This window comes from Nitrosospira multiformis (genome assembly GCF_900111585.1).
GTDB classification, from domain to species: Bacteria; Pseudomonadota; Gammaproteobacteria; order Burkholderiales; family Nitrosomonadaceae; genus Nitrosospira; species Nitrosospira multiformis_B.
The window spans coordinates 21,742-42,133 of sequence record NZ_FOHI01000014.1; the positions used below are offsets into that span (position 1 = coordinate 21,742).

Sequence of the window (20,392 nt, forward strand, 5' to 3'; positions counted from 1 at the left end):
ACCCGATGTTCACAGGAATTGTCGAAGCTGTCGGCGAGATCAAAACGGCCAGTCCGCAGGAAAATGGCTTAAGCTTACGCATTGCGCCAGGCAAGCTGTCTCTGAGAGAGACAAAAGTCGGCGACAGCATCGCGGTAAATGGCGTATGCCTCACCGTTACCGCGCTGGCGGACAATCTGTTATCTGTAGACGTCTCCCGCGAAACATTGCAGTGCACGCAAGGACTGGATAAACCGGGCGGAAAGGTTAATCTCGAAAAATCGCTGCGCCTGTCGGACAGGCTGGGCGGCCATCTCGTCAGCGGCCATGTCGACGGAGTTGGAGAGGTGACAAAGTTTCAGTCCCTGGGCGAAAGCTGCCTGCTTGCGATCCGGTTGCCGGATTCGCTGCTGAAATATATTGCCAAAAAAGGTTCAATCACGGTGAATGGCGTGAGTTTGACGATCAACCGGGTAGAGCGTAACGAATTGGAGATCAACCTCATCCCTCATACGCTGGCTGAAACGACACTGAAAGAATTGAAAGCGGGCGCCAGGGTAAATGTGGAAGTGGATATGCTCGCACGTTACGTGGAGCGCCTACTGGCAATGGACGACAAGCACAGGAGCGAGAGCTCGATTTAGATATGATCATCAGTTCAGTTCAGGAAATCATTGCTGACATCAAGACCGGTCGCATGGTCATTCTCGTCGATGAGGAAAACCGCGAAAACGAGGGAGACCTGGTTCTGGCGGCGGATTTCATTACACCGGCAGCCATCAACTTCATGGCAACATACGGGCGCGGCCTGATCTGCCTGACGTTGATGGAGGAACGCTGCCGCCAGCTCAACCTGCCTCTGATGGTGGCGGCTAATCGGTCTCCGCTCGGCACCAATTTCACGGTTTCCATCGAAGCTGCGACCGGCGTGACCACCGGCATTTCCGCTGCCGACCGCGCACGCACGGTACAGGTTGCCGTGAATCGGGACGCAAAACCGGATGACCTCGTCCAACCGGGGCATATTTTTCCACTGATGGCGCAAAACGGCGGCGTGCTTGTGCGCGCCGGCCACACGGAAGCCGGTTGCGATCTGGCGCATCTGGCGGGACTCACCCCCGCCTCCGTCATCTGCGAAATACTGAATGAAGACGGAAGCATGGCGCGCCTCTCCGACTTGGTCGAGTTTGCGGCAAAGCATCAACTTAAGATAGGCGCGATAGCCGACCTCATCCATTATCGCAGCCGTACGGAAAGCCTGGTAGAACGCATTGTAGAACGTCCCATCCAGACTGCACACGGCAGATTCCAGCTCGTTGCCTACCTAGACAAAACCGTCAATACTGTCCACCTGGCGTTGGTAAAGGGGGCAATCGATCCCGAGGATGAAACCCTGGTAAGAGTGCATGAGCCCCTTTCGGCCATGGACCTTCTCGATCTGGAGGATGATACCCACTCCTGGAATCTGAACGAGGCCCTGCGCACCATCAGCGACGCGGAACGCGGCGTTATCGTACTGCTTCATCGCAGGGAAAGCGGGTCCGAGCTGATGGAAAGGGTGTTGCCGGCAAAGCTGCCGCACCGTCCGGTCGCCAAGGCCGACCTGCGCAATTATGGTATTGGCGCGCAGATCCTCAAGGATCTCAACGTGAGGAAGATGCGCTTACTGGCTGTTCCCCGAAAAATGCCGAGCATGGCGGGCTTCGGACTTGAAGTCACCGGCTACCTGGAGCCGGAAGATAAAAACCGGGTGGCGGAAGGTCGCCAGGCGGTCCATTGATAATTTTTTTGAACCCGCAACTTAAGTCTGCAATCCGCCAATGAATAAGAGGCGGCGGGCTGATACATCGAACGTTTCTCCAACCTTTGCACTCAGATCTTGTTACAGGAGCGAACATGGCACGATACGAAAACATTCTTGAGCTCGAACCCAATCTCAATGGTGAAGATCTCAGCATTGGCATTGTCATGAGCCGCTTTAATATCGAGGCAAGCGAGGGGTTGCTGGGCGCATGCGTGGAGGAACTGATGAAACAGGGTGTCGACGCAGGGAATGTCGTCCTGGTTTCGGTTCCAGGGGCGCTTGAAATCCCTTTGGCGTTGCAAAAGATGGCCTTGACCGACCAGTTCGATGCGCTGATCGCTCTGGGCGCAGTCATACGCGGAGAGACGTACCATTTCGAAGTCGTTTCCGAGCAATCCACCAACGGGGTTGCTACCGTGCAGCTGGATACGGGCATTCCCATCGCCAATGGCATACTCACGACCGATACCGACGACCAGGCCCTGGCGCGCATGAGTCAGAAGGGTGCCGAAGCGGCCCGGGTAGCGATTGAGATGGCCAACCTGCAAAGAACGCTCGATGAAATGGAGCAATGAAATACTCGAGCAATGGGTGGCGGGGTAAGCCGCAATCAGCGAATGTGACGGGTGAAAAGAAGCAGAACGCGATGCAGAATCAGGTGGGAAGCGGGAAGTGAAACGAGTGGAGAGACGGGCGGAGAAACAGGGAAGGGGTACTGCACGAAAAAGCCGCCGGCGCCTGGCGCGTGAACTGGCTTTGCAGGGATTGTATCAGTGGTGCGTAGCGGGTGGAAGCGCCGGTACCATCGAAGCGCAGTTTCGGGACACGGAGGAGTTCCCGAAAACGGACGAGGAATATTTCTCCCGCCTGCTCCATGGTGTGTTGACGGAAGCACCTGAGCTCGAGAAGGAAATCCAGCCCTGTCTCGACCGCCCGTTCAACGAACTCAGCCCGGTGGAGATTTCGATATTACTGCTCGGTACCTATGAGCTGGAGCGACATCCGGAAATACCGTATCGGGCAGTCATCAATGAAGCGGTGGAACTTGCCAAAGCCTACGGCGGCACGCACGGCCATAAATATGTCAACGGCGTGCTCGATAAATTGGCGGTAAAGCTGAGAGCGGTCGAAATCGGGGCGAAGCTTTGACTGCGTGCGTGTCGGAGCTGTCCAATCATTTCCGCCGCTTCCGGCGTGAAGTGACGGCATGAATTGATCTTGTTGACGAAGTATTGTATTAAGTGCTGTCGGAATTTGACATCATCCGGTCTTTTTTCACCCGCTCTGCTCTCGCTACGGTGTTGGGTATAGGGGACGATGCGGCGCTCATCAGGCCTGCACCCGGGATGGAACTGGCAATTTCGAGCGACATGCTGGTTTCCGGGCGTCATTTTTTCGAAGATGTGGACCCGTACAAGCTCGGCCACAAATCTCTGGCAGTGAATCTTTCCGATATGGCGGCAATGGGCGCCCGTCCCCGTTGGGCAACCCTTTCGCTGGCGCTGCCAGAATCAGTAGTACAAAAGGATGAGTCATGGCTGCGAGCGTTTGCTGACGGGTTTTTTGCGCTTGCGCATGTCCATCGGGTTGATCTGATCGGGGGCGATACCACCAACGGTCCCCTGAATATCTGCGTGACGATCATCGGTGAAGTGCCGGAAGGAAAAGCCTTGCGCCGCAGCGGTGCCAGGGCGGGGGATGATATCTGGGTTTCGGGCTACCTCGGAGAGGCCGCTCTCGCGCTTGCTTACCGAAAAAAAAAGATCATGCTGGAACCGGGCGAAGTGGAAGCCATTATAGCCACTCTTGAGATGCCCATTCCCCGTGTGGAGTTGGGGCAGCGCCTGATCGGCCTTGCCCATAGCGCCATCGATATTTCAGACGGTCTGCTGGCAGACCTCGGACACATTCTGGAGTGTTCAAGAGTGGGGGCTGTTGTCAGAATCGATCAGATGCTTCGTTCGGCGGCGATGGAGAAACATTTTCCCCACCCCCTTGCGATAGAATGCCTGCTTGCGGGGGGAGACGATTATGAGTTGTGCTTTACCGTGCCGCAGTCGGAGCGAACAAAGGTGGAACTGCTTTCTCGCGAGGAAGGCATTCCGTTAACACGTATTGGCAGCATCGAGGAGGAAGCAGGCTTGGTCGTGCTCGATTCCGCAGGCAGAACAGTCACCACGAGGGTCAAAGGCTATGACCATTTCCAAGTCTGACAACCCGAGCGATAATTCGCCTGACCGCAACCCTGTCGAGGTGGAATCCGCGCCTGCGCCTTCTATCGACAAGGGGGATGAAGCCCGACGAGAGGCTCTTCCGCTCCTGTCTTCCCCCTGGATCGAACGCCCGATACCTGACAAGACATTCATTCGCGGCAGCGTGGCACATTTCATCGCCTTCGCCGGAGGGGCCGGATTGAGTCCCGTGGCACCCGGCACAGCCGGTACCCTGGTCGCGTTCCCCCTGTTCTGGGTACTCGAATATATTTTCGATCCCCCCGGTTTTCTCCTGTTTCTTGGTGCCGCGTTCGGTATCGGCATCTGGGCTTGCGAAGTGACAGGGCGGGCATTGAGGAATACCGACCACGGCGGTATCGTCTGGGACGAGGTCACTGCTTTCCTGCTGGTGCTGTTCTTTACACCCAAGGGCCTGCTGTGGCAGGCATTCGCATTTCTGCTGTTTCGTTTGTTCGATATAATCAAACCGGCGCCTATCCGTTACTACGAAAAAAAACTGCGTGGCGGATTCGGTGTGATGTTCGACGACCTGCTGGCGGCTTTCTTCACGCTTTTGTGTCTGGCCTTCTGGAAGGCTTATGTGACCGGTTAGCCAACATGCTCTAATAGGGGCCGCCGCAGATGTGGGCATTTTTCCAGCAAGTATCGGGGAAATGGATATCAGGAGGAGCAACCGACATGGATGATATGATGCTTCAGGACCTGGCGATGCAGGTTGGAACAGCGCTGGCCCAGCAGGAATTGATGCTCGTCACGGCCGAATCCTGCACAGGCGGGTGGCTGGGACAGGTCATTACTTCAGTCGCCGGGAGTTCCGGCTGGTATGAGCGCGGCTTCATTACCTATGCCACGGCTTCGAAACAGGAAATGCTGGGCGTGAGTAGCGCCACCCTCGAGCAGTACGGTTCGGTATCGGAACAGACAGCCTCCGAAATGGCCGCAGGTGCGATTGCACGCAGCCATGCCCAAGTGGCGGTGTCAGTAACCGGTATTGCCGGACCGGAGGGCGGTACCGAGGAAAAGCCAGTCGGAATGGTATGCTTTGCCTGGATAATGAAAGAGGGAATGGCGCTCGCCGAAACGCGATATTTCAGCGGCAGCCGCGAGGAGATAAGGCGCCAATCCGTGTCGGGAGCGCTGCAAGGCCTGATCGATCTGCTACACAGTATCCCGCCCGCCGTCGCATAACTCCCCGTCGCTCAATGATCGCTCTCATGCGCGCCATGACGGGACATCAGCCGGTCACTATAGGCGATTGCAATTGCGGACAACAGGAAAACTATGTGGATTCCGGTCTGGGCCAGGATCGTTTTCTCGTCATATGCATTGGCATTGATGAATGTCTTCAGCAGATGAATGGAAGAGATGCCGATAATAGCAGTGGAGAGTTTGACTTTCAGCACTGTTGCGTTGACATGTGATAACCACTCCGGCTGATCGGGGTGTCCTTCCAGATTCATGCGGGAGACAAAAGTCTCATAACCTCCGATGATCACCATGATGAGCAGGTTGGAGATCATCACCACGTCGATCAGACCCAGTACGACCAGCATGATCGTCGTTTCCCCGATCTTCCTGGGAGGAGCGGCGCCCTCGATCGAAACCGCATCCAGGGTGTGCTCCAGCGCCTCCTTGTTACCCATCACTGCTCCGATCAGGTCAAGTAATTCCACCCAGAAGTGATAGACGTAGACGCATTGCGCAAGAATCAGCCCAAGGTACAGGGGCAATTGCAGCCAGCGTGTGGTAAATATGAAATATGCCAGCGGCTGGATCTTTCTTGACCTCCCGAGGTAGACGGTTGGTGGGCTGTCGTTGGTATCGTTAGAGTCCTCGTTGATTTTCATTCAATTCTGTGGATCTTGCGGTGAAAAATACCTGCTATTTTACACGCCGGCTGTTTCGTTGCGCACATCGTTCATGTGGTTTCGCCAGTCCATCTACGTACTATGTACTATGATCTGCCGATGCCCCTCTCGAATAAGAGAAGAATACGAACATGACCGCGATTTCTCCCATCGCGCTGGTGGTTCTTGCGTCGGCCTCGTTTTTGTCGCTCTTGCCAGATGCCAGCGCGAAAACTTCGGAGCAGGTTTTTACGGAGGAAAAGGGCCGCATCGTGTCGGTGGATATGTTGAATGCACAGGGTGAGCTGGCCGTTCAGGGCAGTGGCGTGGCGCTGGGCGCGGACCAGGTGATCACTACTTGCGATGTCACCCGCCAGGCAGAAAGCGCACGGGTGCGCTGGTCGGGAAGGGTATTCAAGGCCACGCCGGCGCCACCGCAGACACATCTCAATCTTTGTCGCCTTCGTGTTGCTGGTATGCACGCTCCATCGCTTACTTTAGGCAGCGCAGAAAAGCTCAGGGTGGGACAACCGGTAAATGCAATCGGTCTGCCTCACGCAAGGCTCGGCGGCAGGTTGAAAGGAAATAGAAACGAGGAAAGAAGGAATGGGCGCGACAGGCTCTGCCCGCTGTGCGATGGGAGCAAAGTCACCGGATTGCAGGAGGAACACCGACGTGACCCGATCCTGGCCGAAGGCGCGGTGGCGGCAATGCGCCCCTACGCAGGGTCCCGTTACATGAGAATTTCGGCACCCCTCCTGCCGGGTTTCAGCGGCGGCGGACTATTCGACGAACAAGGCCGGCTGATCGGAATTCTCTCGCCGCAACGTGTAGAAGGTGAATCGCTTGCTTTCGTATTGCCGTCGGATTGGCTTGACAGTCTCCCGGAAATGACACCAGCCCCCAAGGCAATGGACCCAAAGTCAGCGGACCCAAGGCATGAGCTCACGTGGCTCAATCAAACGTTGGCGCTGGAAAAGAAGGCCGACTGGCGCAGGTTGTTGAAGCTCTCGCAGCAGGAGACCAGGCGCGACCCATCGAATGCAGCTGCCTGGTTTAACGTAGGGATTGCTTCCTGCAATCTCAAGCAATATTCCCAGGCGGTCAACGCATACCGCGAAGCCATCCGTCACCATGCCGGCTATGCTGATGCCTGGCATAAACTCGGGGCGGCTTACGCGCATCTCAAAGACTACGAGAACGCAAGTCAGGCCTACGAGGACGCGCTTCGCATGGATCCCGATAATGGCGAGGCCTGGTACGACCTGGGCAATACTTACCATTACCTCAAAAAATATGCGCACACCATTCATGCCTACCGGCATGCCCTCCGGATTGACCCGGAGAATTTCAGGGCCTGGTACAAGCTGGGAGTGACCTATGACGAGTTGAAACTGCACGGCGAGGCGGTTGAGGCATACCGGAAAACAGTGGTGCTCCAGCCGGAGAATGCGGATGCCTGGTACAACCTTGGGGTGGACTATGCCATTCTGGATGAGCGCGACAGGATACGCGAGATCTACCAGACGCTGCGCAAGCTGGACCCGTCCAGGGCCGAACGGTATTTCAACACTTATATCCTGCCATGACCATCCTCGGCGAATGTTCATTAGAGCAGAAGAATGTTTCCGGCACGGATAAAACACGTGTCCGCTGAACACGTTGTCATTTTTCCCCTGCTTTCCCGCGGGGGTTACGTATGCGATAATCGACCCATCTTCAAAGGAAAAAATTTCATGGACGAAAACAGAAGCAAAGCATTGGCGGCAGCGCTTTCCCAGATTGAAAAGCAGTTTGGCAAAGGCTCGATCATGCGGCTGGGCGCAAGTGACGTCGGCAAGGACGTACAGGTCATCTCCACGGGCTCGCTGGGACTGGATATTGCGCTGGGAGTGGGTGGTCTGCCACGCGGGCGGATCGTGGAAATCTATGGGCCGGAATCCTCGGGCAAGACGACACTCACCCTGCAAGTAATCGCAGAGATGCAAAAAATGGGCGGTACGGCCGCATTCATCGATGCGGAACACGCACTGGATTCGCAATACGCGCAAAAACTCGGCGTCAATGTTCAGGACTTGCTGATCTCACAGCCGGACAACGGTGAGCAGGCGTTGGAAATAGCCGACATGCTGGTGCGCTCCGGCTCGATCGATGTGGTGGTTGTGGACTCCGTCGCGGCCCTCACCCCGCGGGCGGAAATCGAAGGTGAGATGGGCGAGCCGCAAATGGGCCTTCATGCCCGGCTGATGTCGCAGGCGTTGCGCAAGCTCACCGGCAACATCAAGCGCAGCAATACCATGGTGATTTTCATTAATCAGATACGTATGAAAATCGGCGTCATGTTCGGCAGCCCCGAAACCACGACCGGAGGCAATGCGCTGAAATTCTACGCATCCGTGCGTCTCGATATCCGCCGCACCGGTTCCATCAAGAAGGGCGAAGAGGTGATTGGCAGCGAGACGCGGGTGAAGGTGGTCAAGAACAAGGTGGCACCCCCCTTCAGGCAGGCGGAATTTGATATTCTCTACGGGGAAGGCATTTCGCGCGAGGGCGAAATTGTCGAACTGGGCGTGCAGCACAAGCTGATTGACAAATCCGGCGCCTGGTATGCCTACAAGGGAGACAAGATAGGCCAGGGCAAGGATAACGCGCGCGAGTATCTGAAAGAGCATCGCGATATTGCCATGGAGATCGAGTCGAAAATCCGGGCGGCTGTCGGAGTTTCCAACCCGGCTGAACCTGCACCCGTGGAATGAGCACGCCAAGCGGCGGAAACGTGGCGGCGTCGCTTTTCAGATCCTGAAAGTAGATTCCCCAAGGTGCCATGACGCGCGCGCCGAGTCTCAAAACCCGGGCGTTGGGTTATCTGGCCCGGCGTGAACATTCGCGGCTGGAACTGGAAAAAAAGCTTGCGCCTCATGCCGAAACTCCGGAAGAACTTTCCTCTGTGCTGGATGGGCTCGAGCAGCGCGGATTTCTGTCGGCGGCTCGTCTGGTCGAGCAGATAATGCACATGCGCAAGGCCAGGTTCGGCAGTTTGCGAATCGTGCAGGAGTTGCGCGAAAAAGGCATTGAAGAAAATTTGATCACCGCGGTCCTGCCTGATCTCAGGGAAGCCGAGCAGCGCAGCGCGTACGAAGTATGGCGGAAAAAGTTCGGCGCAATCCCTGCGGATGCGAAAGCCTTCGGCAGGCAGACACGGTTTCTGTTGGGGCGCGGATTCAGGCCGGAAGTGGTGCGCCGGGTGTTGCAACACTCCGATAAGGAAGAAGGTTGAAAAATCGCTTGCCTCACTTGTCTCGTTTGTCCCGGCGCACGGCTCAATGTCTACGGGCTGTATTCCTCGTGGCCGCTCTCGGGATTTTGCTCGGCAGTTGTGACCGTCTTCGTGCGACACCCATCAACGAAGTCAATACCTCCCCTGCAAATTTTGATGGGAAGGAGGTCGTGTTTCATGGCGTGGTAACGGAGCTGACGCGGATCCCGCTGATCGATATGAAGTCTTTTGTATTGAAAGACGAAAGCGGGGAGATCCCTATCCTCACTGATCACAATTTGCCGAAAAGCGGCCAAGAACTGAGCGTTAAAGTGAAGGTCCAAAATCTCGCAATCATAAACGGCGAACCTCTGGGAACGACGATAACGGAAATAGAGAGGCACGAATGGGCCATCAAGGATTGGATAAACCAGACAGTAAGCCAGGCAGCAAGCAATCTGTCCCGTCTGATTAAATGAAGCGAGATGAAAAGCAGCGAAGTACGCCAAAAATTTCTTGAATTCTTTGAGACGCACGGTCATACGATCGTCGCATCCAGCCCTCTCGTGCCTGGCAATGATCCGACATTGCTGTTCACCAATGCCGGCATGGTACAGTTCAAGGATGTATTTCTCGGCCAGGACAAACGTCCCTACGTGCGCGCGGCAAGTGCGCAGCGCTGCGTGCGCGCAGGCGGCAAGCACAACGACCTGGAGAATGTGGGTTATACCGCCCGCCATCACACATTCTTCGAGATGCTTGGCAACTTCAGCTTTGGAGACTACTTCAAGCGCAACGCCATCAGGTTTGCATGGGATTTTCTCACCAATATCCTGAAAATTCCCCAGGAGCGATTATGGATTACGGTTTATGCCGAGGATGACGAGGCCGCCGATATCTGGCTGAACGAAGTAGGCATCGATTCTTCACGTTTTACCCGCATCGCTACTCAGGACAACTTCTGGCAGATGGGCGACACCGGACCCTGCGGCCCCTGTTCCGAGATTTTTTACGACCATGGTCCGGAAATCCCCGGCGGGCCGCCTGGAACACCGAATGCCGACGGCGACCGCTACGTGGAAATCTGGAATCTGGTGTTCATGCAGTACAACCGCGACAGCGCGGGCACTTTGCATCGACTGCCGCGCCCTTCGGTCGATACCGGCATGGGCCTGGAGCGTATCTCCGCAGTGATGCAACAGGTTCACAGCAACTACGAAATCGACCTGTTTCAGGAATTGATCAAGGCTGCGGCACGAGCAACTAGCACAACCGATTTGTCCAGCAGTTCGCTCAATGTCATTGCCGACCATATCCGGGCCTGTTCTTTTCTCATTGCCGATGGCGTGATTCCAGGCAATGAAGGTCGCGGCTATGTCCTGCGGCGCATTATACGGCGCGCTATTCGCCATGGTTACAAGCTCGGACAAAAACAGCCTTTCTTCCATCTGCTGGTGGAAGACTTGGCAAGCCTCATGGGACAGGCCTATCCGGAACTGATGGAGGCAAAGACGCGGGTGGCGGCGGTACTGAAGCAGGAAGAGGAGCGCTTTGCCGAAACGCTGGAAAACGGGATGCAGGTGCTGGAAGCTGCACTGCGGCGTGGCGACAGGATGCTGGATGGCGAAACCCTGTTCCGTCTCTACGATACCTTCGGCTTTCCGTTGGACCTTACCGCCGATATTGCGCGTGAACGCGGGATTGCCATAGACGAGGCCGGGTTTGACCAGGCAATGGAGCGCCAGCGCGAGCGCGCACGCACCACGAGCAAGTTCATCATGCAGGAAACCATTGCTTATAGTGGTCCCTCGACGACGTTCCATGGATACGAAAGCCTGCAACAGGAAGGACAGGTTCTTGCTATCTATAAGGGGGGTAGCCGGGTCGAGTTTATCGAGGCGGGCGATGAGGCGGTGATCGTGCTTGATAAAACCCCTTTCTATGCCGAGTCTGGCGGGCAGGTAGGGGACAGCGGTGAACTGCTCGCTGCCAACGGCACCTTTGCCGTGGCCGACACCCAGAAAATCCAGGCGGATGTGTTCGGTCATAAGGGATTGCTGCGTAGCGGACGGCTGGCAACAGGCGATACCGTGCTGGCGGAAGTCGATCGCCTCGCACGGGCGCGAACGGAGCGCAATCATTCGGTCACTCATCTTATGCACAAGGCGCTGCGCGAAGTATTGGGTCACCATGTCCAGCAAAAAGGCTCGCTGGTGGATGCGAATAAAACGCGCTTTGATTTTGCGCACAACCAGCCTGTGACGGACGCGGAAATCCGCAAGGTGGAAATGCTGGTGAATGCCGAAATTCTCGCCAATGCTGCAACCGAAGCGCGCATGATGGCAATCGAAGATGCAAAGAAATCGGGGGCCATGATGCTGTTCGGCGAGAAATATGGCGATGAAGTGCGTGTACTGGATATCGGTACTTCGCGCGAATTGTGTGGTGGCACCCATGTCAAGCGCACGGGCGACATCGGTCTCTTCAAGATCGTGGCTGAATCCGGGGTAGCCGCCGGGGTTCGGCGTGTGGAAGCGGTGACCGGAGAGCGGGCGCTCACTTACATCCAGGAGCAGGAACTGCAATTGCAGCGCGTTGCCGAGGCGGTGAAAGCGCAACCCCAGGACGCCGCTGCCCGCATTACCCAGATTCTCGATAACGTGAAACATCTGGAAAGAGAGCTGGGGCGCATGAAATCGAAACTGGCCAGTTCACAAGGCGATGACTTTTCTGATCGTGTGCGCGAGATAAAAGGCGTAAAAGTATTGGCGGTGTGTCTTGAAGAGGCAGACCTGAAAACCCTGCGTGAAGCGGTGGACAAGTTCAAGAATAAATTCAAATCCTGCGTGATAGTGCTGGCTGCCGTTGAAGATGGCAAGGTCAAGCTGATCGCAGGCGTGACGAGCGATCTGACACCAAAGCTCAAGGCGGGCGATCTCGTCAATTTTGTAGCTCAGCAGGTGGGCGGCAAAGGGGGGGGCCGCGCCGATCTGGCGCAAGCAGGCGGAACAGTGCCCGATAGCCTGCCCGCTGCTCTGGAAAGTGTCGCCGGCTGGGTCGAGCAGCACCTATAAGCAAGTCGTCTCCAATAACCTCAATAGATATCGATCAGGAATGACTAGTAAACACGCACGCCTTCTCATCCTCGGTTCCGGTCCTGCCGGTTATACCGCTGCGGTCTATGCCGCCCGCGCCAACCTCAAGCCCATGCTTGTTACCGGCCTGGCACAGGGAGGTCAACTCATGACCACAACGGAGGTGGACAATTGGCCTGCGGATGCGATGGGCGTGCAAGGCCCGGAATTGATGGAACGTTTTCAGAAGCATGCGGAACGTTTCGATACCGAGATCATTTTCGATCATATTCATACAGCGCGGCTTTCGGAAAAACCTTTTACCCTGATCGGTGATCAGGGTACTTATACCTGCGATGCGCTGATTATTGCAACCGGCGCTTCTGCGCGCTATCTGGGGATGGCTTCCGAGGAAGCGTACATGGGCAGGGGGGTTTCGGCTTGCGCCACCTGTGACGGCTTTTTCTACAAGGGACAGGACGTGGCCGTGATAGGGGGCGGCAACACAGCGGTAGAAGAGGCGCTTTATCTTTCCAATATTGCCCGCAGCGTCACTGTGGTTCACCGGCGCGATAAATTCCGTTCAGAAAAAATCATGATAGACAAGCTGATGGACAAGGTAAAAAACGGCAACATCAAGCTGGAACTTCATTACGTGCTCGATGAAGTGCTTGGCGACGAGGGCGGTGTTACGGGAATGCGCATAAAGAACGTTCTGGACGGTTCAATCAAAACGATCGACTTGCAGGGGGTGTTCATCGCGATTGGCCACAAGCCGAACACCGATATTTTTCAGGGCCAGCTAAAAATGGAAAACGGTTACATCATGACGCAGGCGGGAACACATGGCAATGCCACGGCCACCAGCATTCCCGGCGTTTTTGCGGCGGGCGACGTACAGGACCACATCTATCGGCAGGCGGTAACCAGTGCGGGAACCGGCTGCATGGCCGCGCTGGATGCCGAAAAGTACCTGGATGTTCTGGTCTGAAGTGGTGAGCGGCAATCAGAACAGGACTATCGCGTAATTTGCCAATTCACCCGCACCTTGGAGCCTTCAGGCGCGGTCGATATCCAGGTTATCCATGGCCCGAGGGGAATTGGCCGAAGGGAGTTGCTCGGGGACCGAGATGAGACGGCGGGAAAGAAAGCCTGGCCTCCATACCACCACGCGGACAGAAACTGCTGCCGAGAGCGATAAACGAGAGGGAACCGCCGCATCCATCGGGGATAATGATGCTGCCCTGTTTCGTGACGCCATGCGTGACGTCGCGCCCCTCGCCCCAACCGATAAGGTCATCCTTTCGGCCAGCCATCCGCCACCCATCCCCCTTCAGATTCAACCTGCACGACCTGTTGCCCATGACGCGCTGTCGGACGATGTCCGACCCATGGAGCCCGGGGATGAATGGGTTTTTTTGCGCCCCGGCGTCTCGCGCCAGACCTTGCGCCGGCTGCGGCGAGGCTATTGGAAAATAGAGGCCCAACTTGACCTGCACGGGCTTACGCGGGAGGAAGCAAGGCTCGCGCTGGTGGCGTTCATGGATGCGAGCGGCGAAAGCGGCAAGCGCTGCGTGCGAGTGATACACGGCAAGGGATTCGGCTCGCAGAATCGGGAGCCCGTCCTGAAAACCCGGATTGGCGGCTGGCTCTCGCAACGGGAGGATGTGCTGGCGTTCTGCCAGGCAAGGCCGGCGGAGGGCGGCAGTGGCGCTGTGCTCGTGCTGCTCAGGATACTCTCGGACAGTCAGCCAGCAACCCCATGAAATCCGGGGACTGCTTAAAACGATCTGCTTAAAGGGTAGGTTTGTTCTCGTGCATGTAAGTCTTCTCATGCACTTCCTGACAGCGTACGCAACGTTGCGCAGTGGGATAAACCATGAGCCGCTCGAACCCTATTTCGCCGCCACAGTCGATACAATCGCCGTAATCCAGGTCCGCCAGGCGTTTTAGCGCCGCTTCCACCTCGCGCATCTCGTTCACCTGGCGATCTACGAGGTTGGCATCCACGTCCACCAGCATATCCGCTACCGAAGCATCCCCCGGATCAGCGACACTGCCTGCCAGATCGGCATAGTGCTGGTTGTCCGAACTCTCCAGTTCGTCCCGGACCTCTTCCCGCAGTTGCAGATAGCGCTGTTGCAGAACTTCCTTCAACTGGGCCAATTGCTCTTCAGTAAATTGTGCCATGATAAATTCCTTTATGATCGAGATTGCCGGCTGACATACCCTCAGGAAAGAGGAAAACAGATTTCCCGCTCAAGCGAATTCACAATGCAATTTACATGCGAGGCAAGGGAAACCGCCGTCCCGGCTCGAACGAAGGCGCAAACCGTCCCCCCTCTTTTCCGAGAAACCGGAAATCCAGTGACTGCTGGTTTATTCCGGACAGCACTGCGCAAGCGGGCAAGCACGTTTTTCTACCAAATTTCTAGGCTGGAAATTAAAAATTCAGAGACGTTCGCCCTTTTCAAACCCTCGATTACCTCCATAGGATTGCGTGAAGGGCTTGCGGATAAATAGATTTTCGCGATCCTGCCCTCGGGATCGATCAGAAAAGTATTGCGTTTGGCTAAATTACCTGGACTACCATCCCCCTCCAGCGAATGGTAGCGCGCCGCCATCTCACCCTTGCTATCCGCAAGGAGCGGGAGCTCAGGGATATAATCGCGAAATCCGCGCGCCTGCTCGGTGCTTTCCGGGGTGTCATCCTTCACATAAAAATACAAGACCAGCCACTTCCCTTGGAAATCCGCCAGCGTGCGGGTTTTTCCGTTCTGGTCGGGCAGATTGAAATCCGGCGCCGGTTGCCCCACTGTCAGTGTAGCGGATGGCTCTGCATTTGCCACATGATTCAAAAAAACCAAGGCCAGCGCCATGAGCGCCGCAACTATTTTCCCTGTTTTCATAAGTATCTCCAATTTTTCAGAGCATGGAGCAAAGCGAAATCTGCGAAAGCATCTCAGTTTCCGCACCACCGCAATAAGGGCAATGTTACGTGCAATAGATTGATTATAGAAGAGTAAGCAGCACTGCGCTTATCCCTTTGCATTGTACTTGCCCCTTCTTCCTGCAGGTCTTGAGCATTATCCCAATTCACATGAACTTTTCCCTACCGTTCACCCTTGAATCCTGAATTCTTCGCCTCCCGTTCGCCCTGAAACTGTCGAAGGGAGCGAACGCTTCAGGACAAGCCGTCAAAGGGGACGAACAGTGCCCAGGACATGCTTGTCGAAGGTCGAATGAATGCATAGTAGGGCTTTTCGAAGGAATCGACTGTGCTCAGGACAACACAACTTCTATTCGAAAAGCAAATAAACGTATAGTGAGTAGAGAAAGCGCAGCCTACTGATGAACGTATGGCTTGACTTGTTCGATGCCTTGAGCTTCTGCGAAGCTCACCCTTCAGTTCGCATTCAATTTTCTTACCGGCAGCGCCCACACCCGCAACAGCACCGCTGCTACCGCTGCCAGTCCTCCCGCGAAAAAGAACGCCGTGGCCGCACTCTGAAACTGCCAGAGCGATCCGAACAACAGCCCTGCGGGAATTGCCGCGAGTCCCACCATCAGGTGATACCAGCCAAAAGCTGTGCCCCGTTCCCGCGGGAGCGCGTAATCGCTGATGATGGCGCGCTCCGCTCCCTCGCTCATGCCGGCGCATAAACCGTAAAAAATGCTTACTGCCCATAATCCGCTACTCCCCGCTACCTGCCCCAGCATCAGGAACGAAAGCGAAAACGTGGACCAGCCTATCAGCATCAACGTCCCGCGTCCCAGACTGTCCGCCAGTTGCCCGCCCCAGATGGAGGTCGCGGCTTTGCAGAGACTCAGCGCCGACCACAGCAGCAGTAATTCCACGGTTCCGACCCCTAACTCATGTCCCAGCAGCAGGATGAAAGTTTCCGAGGCGCGGGCAAACGTAAACAGCATCAGCACCAGAAGATAGCGACGCATGGGGAGGGATAAGAGCGACCAGCGCAAAGGGGGAAGTTCAGGAGAAGCTGGATGATGACTGGCCGCATCCTCTTTATCCTCCTTATTTTCCTTCACTCCCACACCAAGCAGCAGCACGGCGATGAAGCCTGGAACTGCGGACCAGAGGATCACTTCCGTCAGGCTCAAGCCGGACCATGCCAGCACTGCCGCCGCCGCCAAGCTGCCTGCAACGGCACCGCCGTTGTCCATCGCGCGATGGTACCCGAAGGCGTAGCCGTGCATTCCCGGGGGCGTTGCATCCGCAACCAGCGCATCACGCGGCGCACTGCGCAAACCCTTGCCTACCCGGTCGGTGCTGCGCAATACCAGAATCAAGAGCCAGGAGCCGGCCAGCCCGAGCATTGGACGGGTAATGTTCGAAAGCGTATATCCCGCGACCGCAAGCCCCTTGCGCCGGCCGCTCATGATATCCGAGTGCCGTCCCGCCCACAGCTTGAGCAGGCTCGCCACTGCATCGGCAACGCCTTCGATCAATCCGAGCGCTATCGGTCCCGCTGCCAGCACTGTCGCCAGCAGGATCGGAATGAGCGGAATGACGATATCAGAAGCAAAATCGTTGAAGAAACTCACCAGCCCGAGAACGATCACGGTGCGGGGCAGTTTTTTCTGGGGGACAGGTTGCTGGGGCAGCGCTATCTGATCAGGTTTTTCCATACCCGAATATTAGCGTAAAATGCGCGGTTACCCGCCCTGGTAGCTCAGTGGATAGAGCGACCCCCTCCTAAGGGGTAGGTCACACGTTCGATTCGTGTTCAGGGCGCCAATAAAAACAAGAAGTTATACTTTTGGAATAACTTCCTGATTATGCGGGAGTTACGCCGGGGTTACACGGTGCCGTCATAGCTCTTTTCTCTGCCTTTTTATACCCCATCTTCTGCATCAGATACTCCAGCTGTTACTCAGGTGTACTTTAGTCCACTAGTCACCAGCGTATCGGGTGATAAGATTCTGCTGCTAATAATGCAACAAAAGACCTGAACACAATTGATCGGGTTTTTGGCAGTTGACAGTGAGTTTAGGCAAATGGCATTAATGCTAACACTATACTCTCGAGCTCCCTATATTGTCCCATTGGCTATATTTGCATCATTTATCTTCTTTTTTACCCTAATTTTTAGGGAATTATCGGGCCTGCAGTTCAAAGCGGCATTCCATTCGTTGAAGCAATGTACTAAACTGGAATACCACGGCTTCGCTCCTTGGCGAAACGATCGGGAGGAATAGCTCTACCGTCCTGCGATGATGTTTTTCATCACGCATCTATAAAAAACTGGGCGATAACAAATGAGAACACTAAGACTAAAACTTTTAATCCTCGTCACTCCATTTTCTCTGTTTTCTGTCCCGTCACACGGGGAATCGAAAGGAGCACCGGTGGAAATCGTCACCAAGACGTATAACCGGGTTTTGGTTCAGGCAAACAAGGATGGGCCGCGGCTCGCACTCGACGATAAAGAAGCCGGAGCAAGCGCTTCGGGTAAGGAAGCAAGCCACTGCAATCAGGATAGGCAGACAAGTTTTGCCAAGGGCCGTGCAAAAACCTCCGTAAACAAGCTGAATGAACTGGGATTGGAAGTCAATCTGGAAAGTGCGGCTTTCGCGCGCGGTGGATATTTCATAACCTGTCAGGAGAGCAATCCGAGACAATTCCCTTGCGACACGGGGGGATGCCTGGGAAATGTCACGAACAACAAGTTGGCGAGCGCGGATGTAAGCTCCAGCGCGAGAGTGGAGCTTCGCTTGCTCACCGCTGATTCTTCGGATTACCGGATAAAAATATCAAAATCGGGTTCAAGTGATCTGGTGGCCACTTTAATGGGGCCGGATGGTAGAGAGATAAAACTGAATGAGCCGGGCGGCAAAGACCCGATTCTACGGCGAGCAAGCAAAGGAAGTTATCAACTGAATCTTGAACTTCCGGCAGTTGCAAGCAAGAAAGGTCAAGACAGGGAAGAACTCGAGAAGTCTGCCACGGTTCGCGTCCAGTTAACCGCGCTTCCCGCCCATGAGTCCCCAAAAACGGAAACTCCAAAGCTTGAAGCTTCAAAACCTGAAACCCCGAAACCTGAAGCTTCAAAATCTGAAACCTCGAAATCCGAAGCTCCAAAGCCTGAAGCTTCAAAACCTGAAACCCCGAAGTCCGAAGCTCCAAAGTCTAAAAAATAATAAGTGCTGAGCTTCACTTGAGGTTTTCCTCATTGGAGCTTGGTTGAAGGGGCCACTTCGGCATTGTATTCCTGCCGGGTGGTCCACGGTGTTGGCTTCACAGAGCGCTTCTCAGTGTGGGGAGACGCCTTCACGCCATGCCCTCTCATACCATATTCCTGTGCCCTGCTTCCGCCGGTCAGGCGACGCAAGGAGCAGTTCGATGAAGAGTGAGGAAATTACCTCCGCAGATTCCTCCTGAAAAACGCCCGCACGGATGAGAATGTATCCGCCACCTGCTTTCTCTTCCCGGATGGGCAGATGTTGAATCATCGATGGTGGGTAAACTTGCTGCCATCTGCCATTCAGAACAACAAAATCCTCATTCTCTTTCATCTGATCGAACTGAAACCGCTTTTCCACTCTCTAATTCATAGCCTCACAAGGAAAGTCTGATCACGCCTCTTGGGGTTCTGATTGGCTGTCAACGGGTTTGTAACTTGTAACGTTGAAAGGGTGGGAAGGCAGAAGATAAGCGGCAAACCGCACAGATAATGTGCTGGGGAAAGTACGAGAATTGTTTTACATCAGGCGAAACTGGAGGGTGGGAGAATGGGAAGGGGTTTGGTCGATCTGTCCGGATTGAGCGGTGATCCGGAAAGTGATGATAGAGCGGAGAAGCTCTTGGCACGCTGGGAAGCGGAGATCATGAATTCTTCGGCTTCGGATATGGGATCAGTTGAATATAGGCAGCAACCGTCGATTATCCCCGGAAACCGCCGGAGTCGCCCGCGGCTTCTTGATCGCCGGGTGCGGCGAAAATCCGCGCGGGGCCCAAGCGTTTCTTTGCATGCCACATACAAAAAGCGGAAGCGGAGGTGAATCGCTGCGGATTTGAGGACGCTCGAACACCGTCCGCTTCATGTGTTTATAGGCGCGACTTTATGCGTGTCTGATCTGCTCGCTTGCTTATTTGTCATTTATGGGCGAGAAGGTTGAGTGTCGTGCCCTTTTTCCTTTCTATTTGCAGCTTTTCACATCTTCCGTAACGGTTTTTCCATCTTTCAGTACGACAGTTTGCCGGATAGTCTTGCAATTACTGTCGTCATCAACGCCCACGACCTCGGCTCTCCCGCTCACGCCACTATTGGGATTGGTGAAAGTCTGGGTCTGGTTGGTTTCATACGCCCGCTGGGAAGTTTGAGCCATGCGACGCTGATCTTCCTGACCGAGGCGTCCTCCGATTTCCGCACCCAGATAATATCCGCCCACCCCGCCGGCCACAGCACCCAATATACGGCCCGCAGTTCCCCCACCCAGGTAGCTGCCAAGATAGCCGCCACCAATGGAACCGGCAACGCTCCCGATCAAGCCGCCGGCACGCCTCGTTTCGGTGGACTGGCATGCTGAAAGGAACGCAACCAGGGCTAGGAGCAGCAAGCGCTTTGTCCATGTAGCTGAAATCGACGCTTGATTCATGATCTTACCTCCAAATTTTGCTTCAGGCTGAATTCGATGTTCTCCCAGTAATGTGGGCCGCGATGCAGTTATCCTTGCCATGATCTGTTTGCATCCCATTGTGTTATTAACGAAAAAGGAGAGGCGAGGATGACATGCCTATTCTGTTTTCTGTGGGGCGACTTTCTGCGACAATTATTATTTTCCTCTTATTCCCGGACTGCAATGAAATTCAGGAAAATAATAAGCCTCGTTACTCTGCTGACCGTTCTTCCCGCACTCTCGGGTTGCTGGTATCTCTTGGCGGGAGGGGCCGGCGCTTACGGCGGCTACAAGATGAAAGAGAAGGGTTATACCCTGCAGAATCCCATCACGAAAGAGAAAAGCAGTCAGACATCGAAATAAAAGTATAGAAATATTGCGCCAGTATTGCTTGCGGCCGTGCACGTTTGAAGGCTTCGTATTCGCCCGTGGGCGTCATCTCTCTCACAGGGCCGGGCCGGGGGAAGCATGTTCGCGGAGGCTGGAGGTCAAGCGAATGCATGGGCGATGGTGTAGATCGTCAGGCCTGCCAACCCGCCTATCAGGGTGCCATTGAT

The 20,392-nt window shown here is 55.2% G+C and carries 22 protein-coding genes and 1 tRNA gene; 17 read left to right on the plus strand and 6 right to left on the minus strand.

The features are described from left to right. Positions 1–5 precede the first annotated feature (5 nt). The 7 genes from BMW46_RS14525 (at position 6) to BMW46_RS14555 (ending at position 5,205) form a co-directional block, all read left to right on the plus strand. Positions 6–623 (plus strand): riboflavin synthase, encoded by a 618-nt coding sequence (locus BMW46_RS14525; RefSeq protein ID WP_074709374.1) that lies wholly within the window; start codon positions 6–8, stop codon positions 621–623. Between the two features lie 2 nt (positions 624–625). Next, entirely contained in the window at positions 626–1,759 is a 1,134-nt protein-coding gene (gene ribBA, locus BMW46_RS14530) for a bifunctional 3,4-dihydroxy-2-butanone-4-phosphate synthase/GTP cyclohydrolase II (RefSeq protein WP_074709375.1), read from the plus strand. Positions 1,760–1,875: 116 nt separating this feature from the next. Continuing rightward, positions 1,876–2,358 (plus strand): 6,7-dimethyl-8-ribityllumazine synthase, encoded by a 483-nt coding sequence (ribH, locus tag BMW46_RS14535; RefSeq protein WP_074709376.1) that lies wholly within the window; start codon positions 1,876–1,878, stop codon positions 2,356–2,358. Positions 2,359–2,455: 97 nt separating this feature from the next. Continuing rightward, the gene (nusB, locus tag BMW46_RS14540; RefSeq protein ID WP_074709377.1) at positions 2,456–2,932 is read left to right on the plus strand and encodes a transcription antitermination factor NusB; all 477 of its coding nucleotides are present in this window, start codon (positions 2,456–2,458) and stop codon (positions 2,930–2,932) included. 92 nt (positions 2,933–3,024) lie between these two features. Further along, the gene (thiL, locus tag BMW46_RS14545; protein ID WP_074709378.1) at positions 3,025–3,996 is read left to right on the plus strand and encodes a thiamine-phosphate kinase; all 972 of its coding nucleotides are present in this window, start codon (positions 3,025–3,027) and stop codon (positions 3,994–3,996) included. Next, positions 3,977–4,609 carry a phosphatidylglycerophosphatase A family protein gene (locus BMW46_RS14550; RefSeq protein ID WP_371113526.1) on the plus strand — a complete coding sequence of 211 codons (633 nt, stop codon included), beginning with the start codon at positions 3,977–3,979 and terminating at the stop codon, positions 4,607–4,609. Before thiL ends, BMW46_RS14550 begins: the two co-directional genes overlap by 20 nt. Before the next feature lie 86 nt (positions 4,610–4,695). Then, positions 4,696–5,205, plus strand: coding sequence for a CinA family protein (locus BMW46_RS14555; RefSeq protein ID WP_074709379.1), 510 nt, complete (start codon positions 4,696–4,698; stop codon positions 5,203–5,205). An 11-nt stretch (positions 5,206–5,216) separates the two neighbouring features. On the opposite strand, the gene BMW46_RS14560 is transcribed toward BMW46_RS14555, so the two are convergent. After that, a complete protein-coding gene (locus tag BMW46_RS14560; protein WP_074709380.1) occupies positions 5,217–5,864 on the minus strand; it encodes a TIGR00645 family protein in 648 nt (215 codons plus the stop codon). Between the two features lie 152 nt (positions 5,865–6,016). Here BMW46_RS14560 and BMW46_RS14565 point away from each other — a divergent pair, with 152 nt between their 5' ends. From BMW46_RS14565 to BMW46_RS14595, 7 genes are all read left to right on the plus strand, one after another. Next, positions 6,017–7,453, plus strand: coding sequence for a tetratricopeptide repeat-containing S1 family peptidase (locus BMW46_RS14565; protein WP_074709381.1), 1,437 nt, complete (start codon positions 6,017–6,019; stop codon positions 7,451–7,453). 147 nt (positions 7,454–7,600) lie between these two features. Then, on the plus strand, positions 7,601–8,620 hold the full coding sequence (gene recA / locus BMW46_RS14570; protein WP_074709397.1) for a recombinase RecA: 1,020 nt from the start codon (positions 7,601–7,603) through the stop codon (positions 8,618–8,620). 68 nt (positions 8,621–8,688) lie between these two features. Then, entirely contained in the window at positions 8,689–9,141 is a 453-nt protein-coding gene (gene recX, locus BMW46_RS14575; RefSeq protein WP_074709382.1) for a recombination regulator RecX, read from the plus strand. After that, positions 9,138–9,599, plus strand: a complete 462-nt coding sequence (locus tag BMW46_RS14580; protein WP_177171111.1) for a hypothetical protein — start codon at positions 9,138–9,140, stop codon at positions 9,597–9,599. Before recX ends, BMW46_RS14580 begins: the two co-directional genes overlap by 4 nt. A gap of 6 nt (positions 9,600–9,605) precedes the next feature. Continuing rightward, positions 9,606–12,194: an alanine--tRNA ligase gene (gene alaS, locus BMW46_RS14585; protein ID WP_074709384.1), complete on the plus strand. Its 2,589-nt coding sequence runs from the start codon at positions 9,606–9,608 to the stop codon at positions 12,192–12,194. Positions 12,195–12,234: 40 nt separating this feature from the next. Then, positions 12,235–13,185 carry a thioredoxin-disulfide reductase gene (trxB, locus tag BMW46_RS14590; protein ID WP_074709385.1) on the plus strand — a complete coding sequence of 317 codons (951 nt, stop codon included), beginning with the start codon at positions 12,235–12,237 and terminating at the stop codon, positions 13,183–13,185. Positions 13,186–13,324: 139 nt separating this feature from the next. Continuing rightward, on the plus strand, positions 13,325–13,960 hold the full coding sequence (locus BMW46_RS14595; RefSeq protein WP_074709398.1) for a Smr/MutS family protein: 636 nt from the start codon (positions 13,325–13,327) through the stop codon (positions 13,958–13,960). 28 nt (positions 13,961–13,988) lie between these two features. Here BMW46_RS14595 and BMW46_RS14600 read toward each other — a convergent pair whose 3' ends face one another. From BMW46_RS14600 to BMW46_RS14610, 3 genes are all read right to left on the minus strand, one after another. Further along, entirely contained in the window at positions 13,989–14,384 is a 396-nt protein-coding gene (locus BMW46_RS14600; protein ID WP_074709386.1) for a TraR/DksA family transcriptional regulator, read from the minus strand. 230 nt (positions 14,385–14,614) lie between these two features. After that, complete coding sequence (locus BMW46_RS14605) at positions 14,615–15,103, minus strand: peroxiredoxin (protein ID WP_074709387.1); 489 nt, start codon at positions 15,101–15,103, stop codon at positions 14,615–14,617. 496 nt (positions 15,104–15,599) lie between these two features. Further along, positions 15,600–16,844 carry an MFS transporter gene (locus BMW46_RS14610; protein WP_074709388.1) on the minus strand — a complete coding sequence of 415 codons (1,245 nt, stop codon included), beginning with the start codon at positions 16,842–16,844 and terminating at the stop codon, positions 15,600–15,602. A gap of 33 nt (positions 16,845–16,877) precedes the next feature. Here BMW46_RS14610 and BMW46_RS14615 point away from each other — a divergent pair. Both BMW46_RS14615 and BMW46_RS15230 read left to right on the plus strand, forming a co-directional pair. Then, positions 16,878–16,953: transfer RNA gene (locus BMW46_RS14615), tRNA-Arg, on the plus strand. A 977-nt stretch (positions 16,954–17,930) separates the two neighbouring features. Next, a complete protein-coding gene (locus tag BMW46_RS15230; protein ID WP_143121493.1) occupies positions 17,931–18,356 on the plus strand; it encodes a hypothetical protein in 426 nt (141 codons plus the stop codon). Between the two features lie 111 nt (positions 18,357–18,467). Here BMW46_RS15230 and BMW46_RS14630 read toward each other — a convergent pair whose 3' ends face one another. Continuing rightward, positions 18,468–18,758 (minus strand): hypothetical protein, encoded by a 291-nt coding sequence (locus BMW46_RS14630; protein WP_074709391.1) that lies wholly within the window; start codon positions 18,756–18,758, stop codon positions 18,468–18,470. 597 nt (positions 18,759–19,355) lie between these two features. After that, positions 19,356–19,814: a glycine zipper 2TM domain-containing protein gene (locus tag BMW46_RS14640; RefSeq protein WP_074709399.1), complete on the minus strand. Its 459-nt coding sequence runs from the start codon at positions 19,812–19,814 to the stop codon at positions 19,356–19,358. Between the two features lie 204 nt (positions 19,815–20,018). On the opposite strand from BMW46_RS14640, the gene BMW46_RS14645 reads away from it, so the two are divergent. Continuing rightward, positions 20,019–20,198, plus strand: coding sequence for a hypothetical protein (locus tag BMW46_RS14645; RefSeq protein ID WP_074709400.1), 180 nt, complete (start codon positions 20,019–20,021; stop codon positions 20,196–20,198). Positions 20,199–20,392 lie beyond the last annotated feature (194 nt).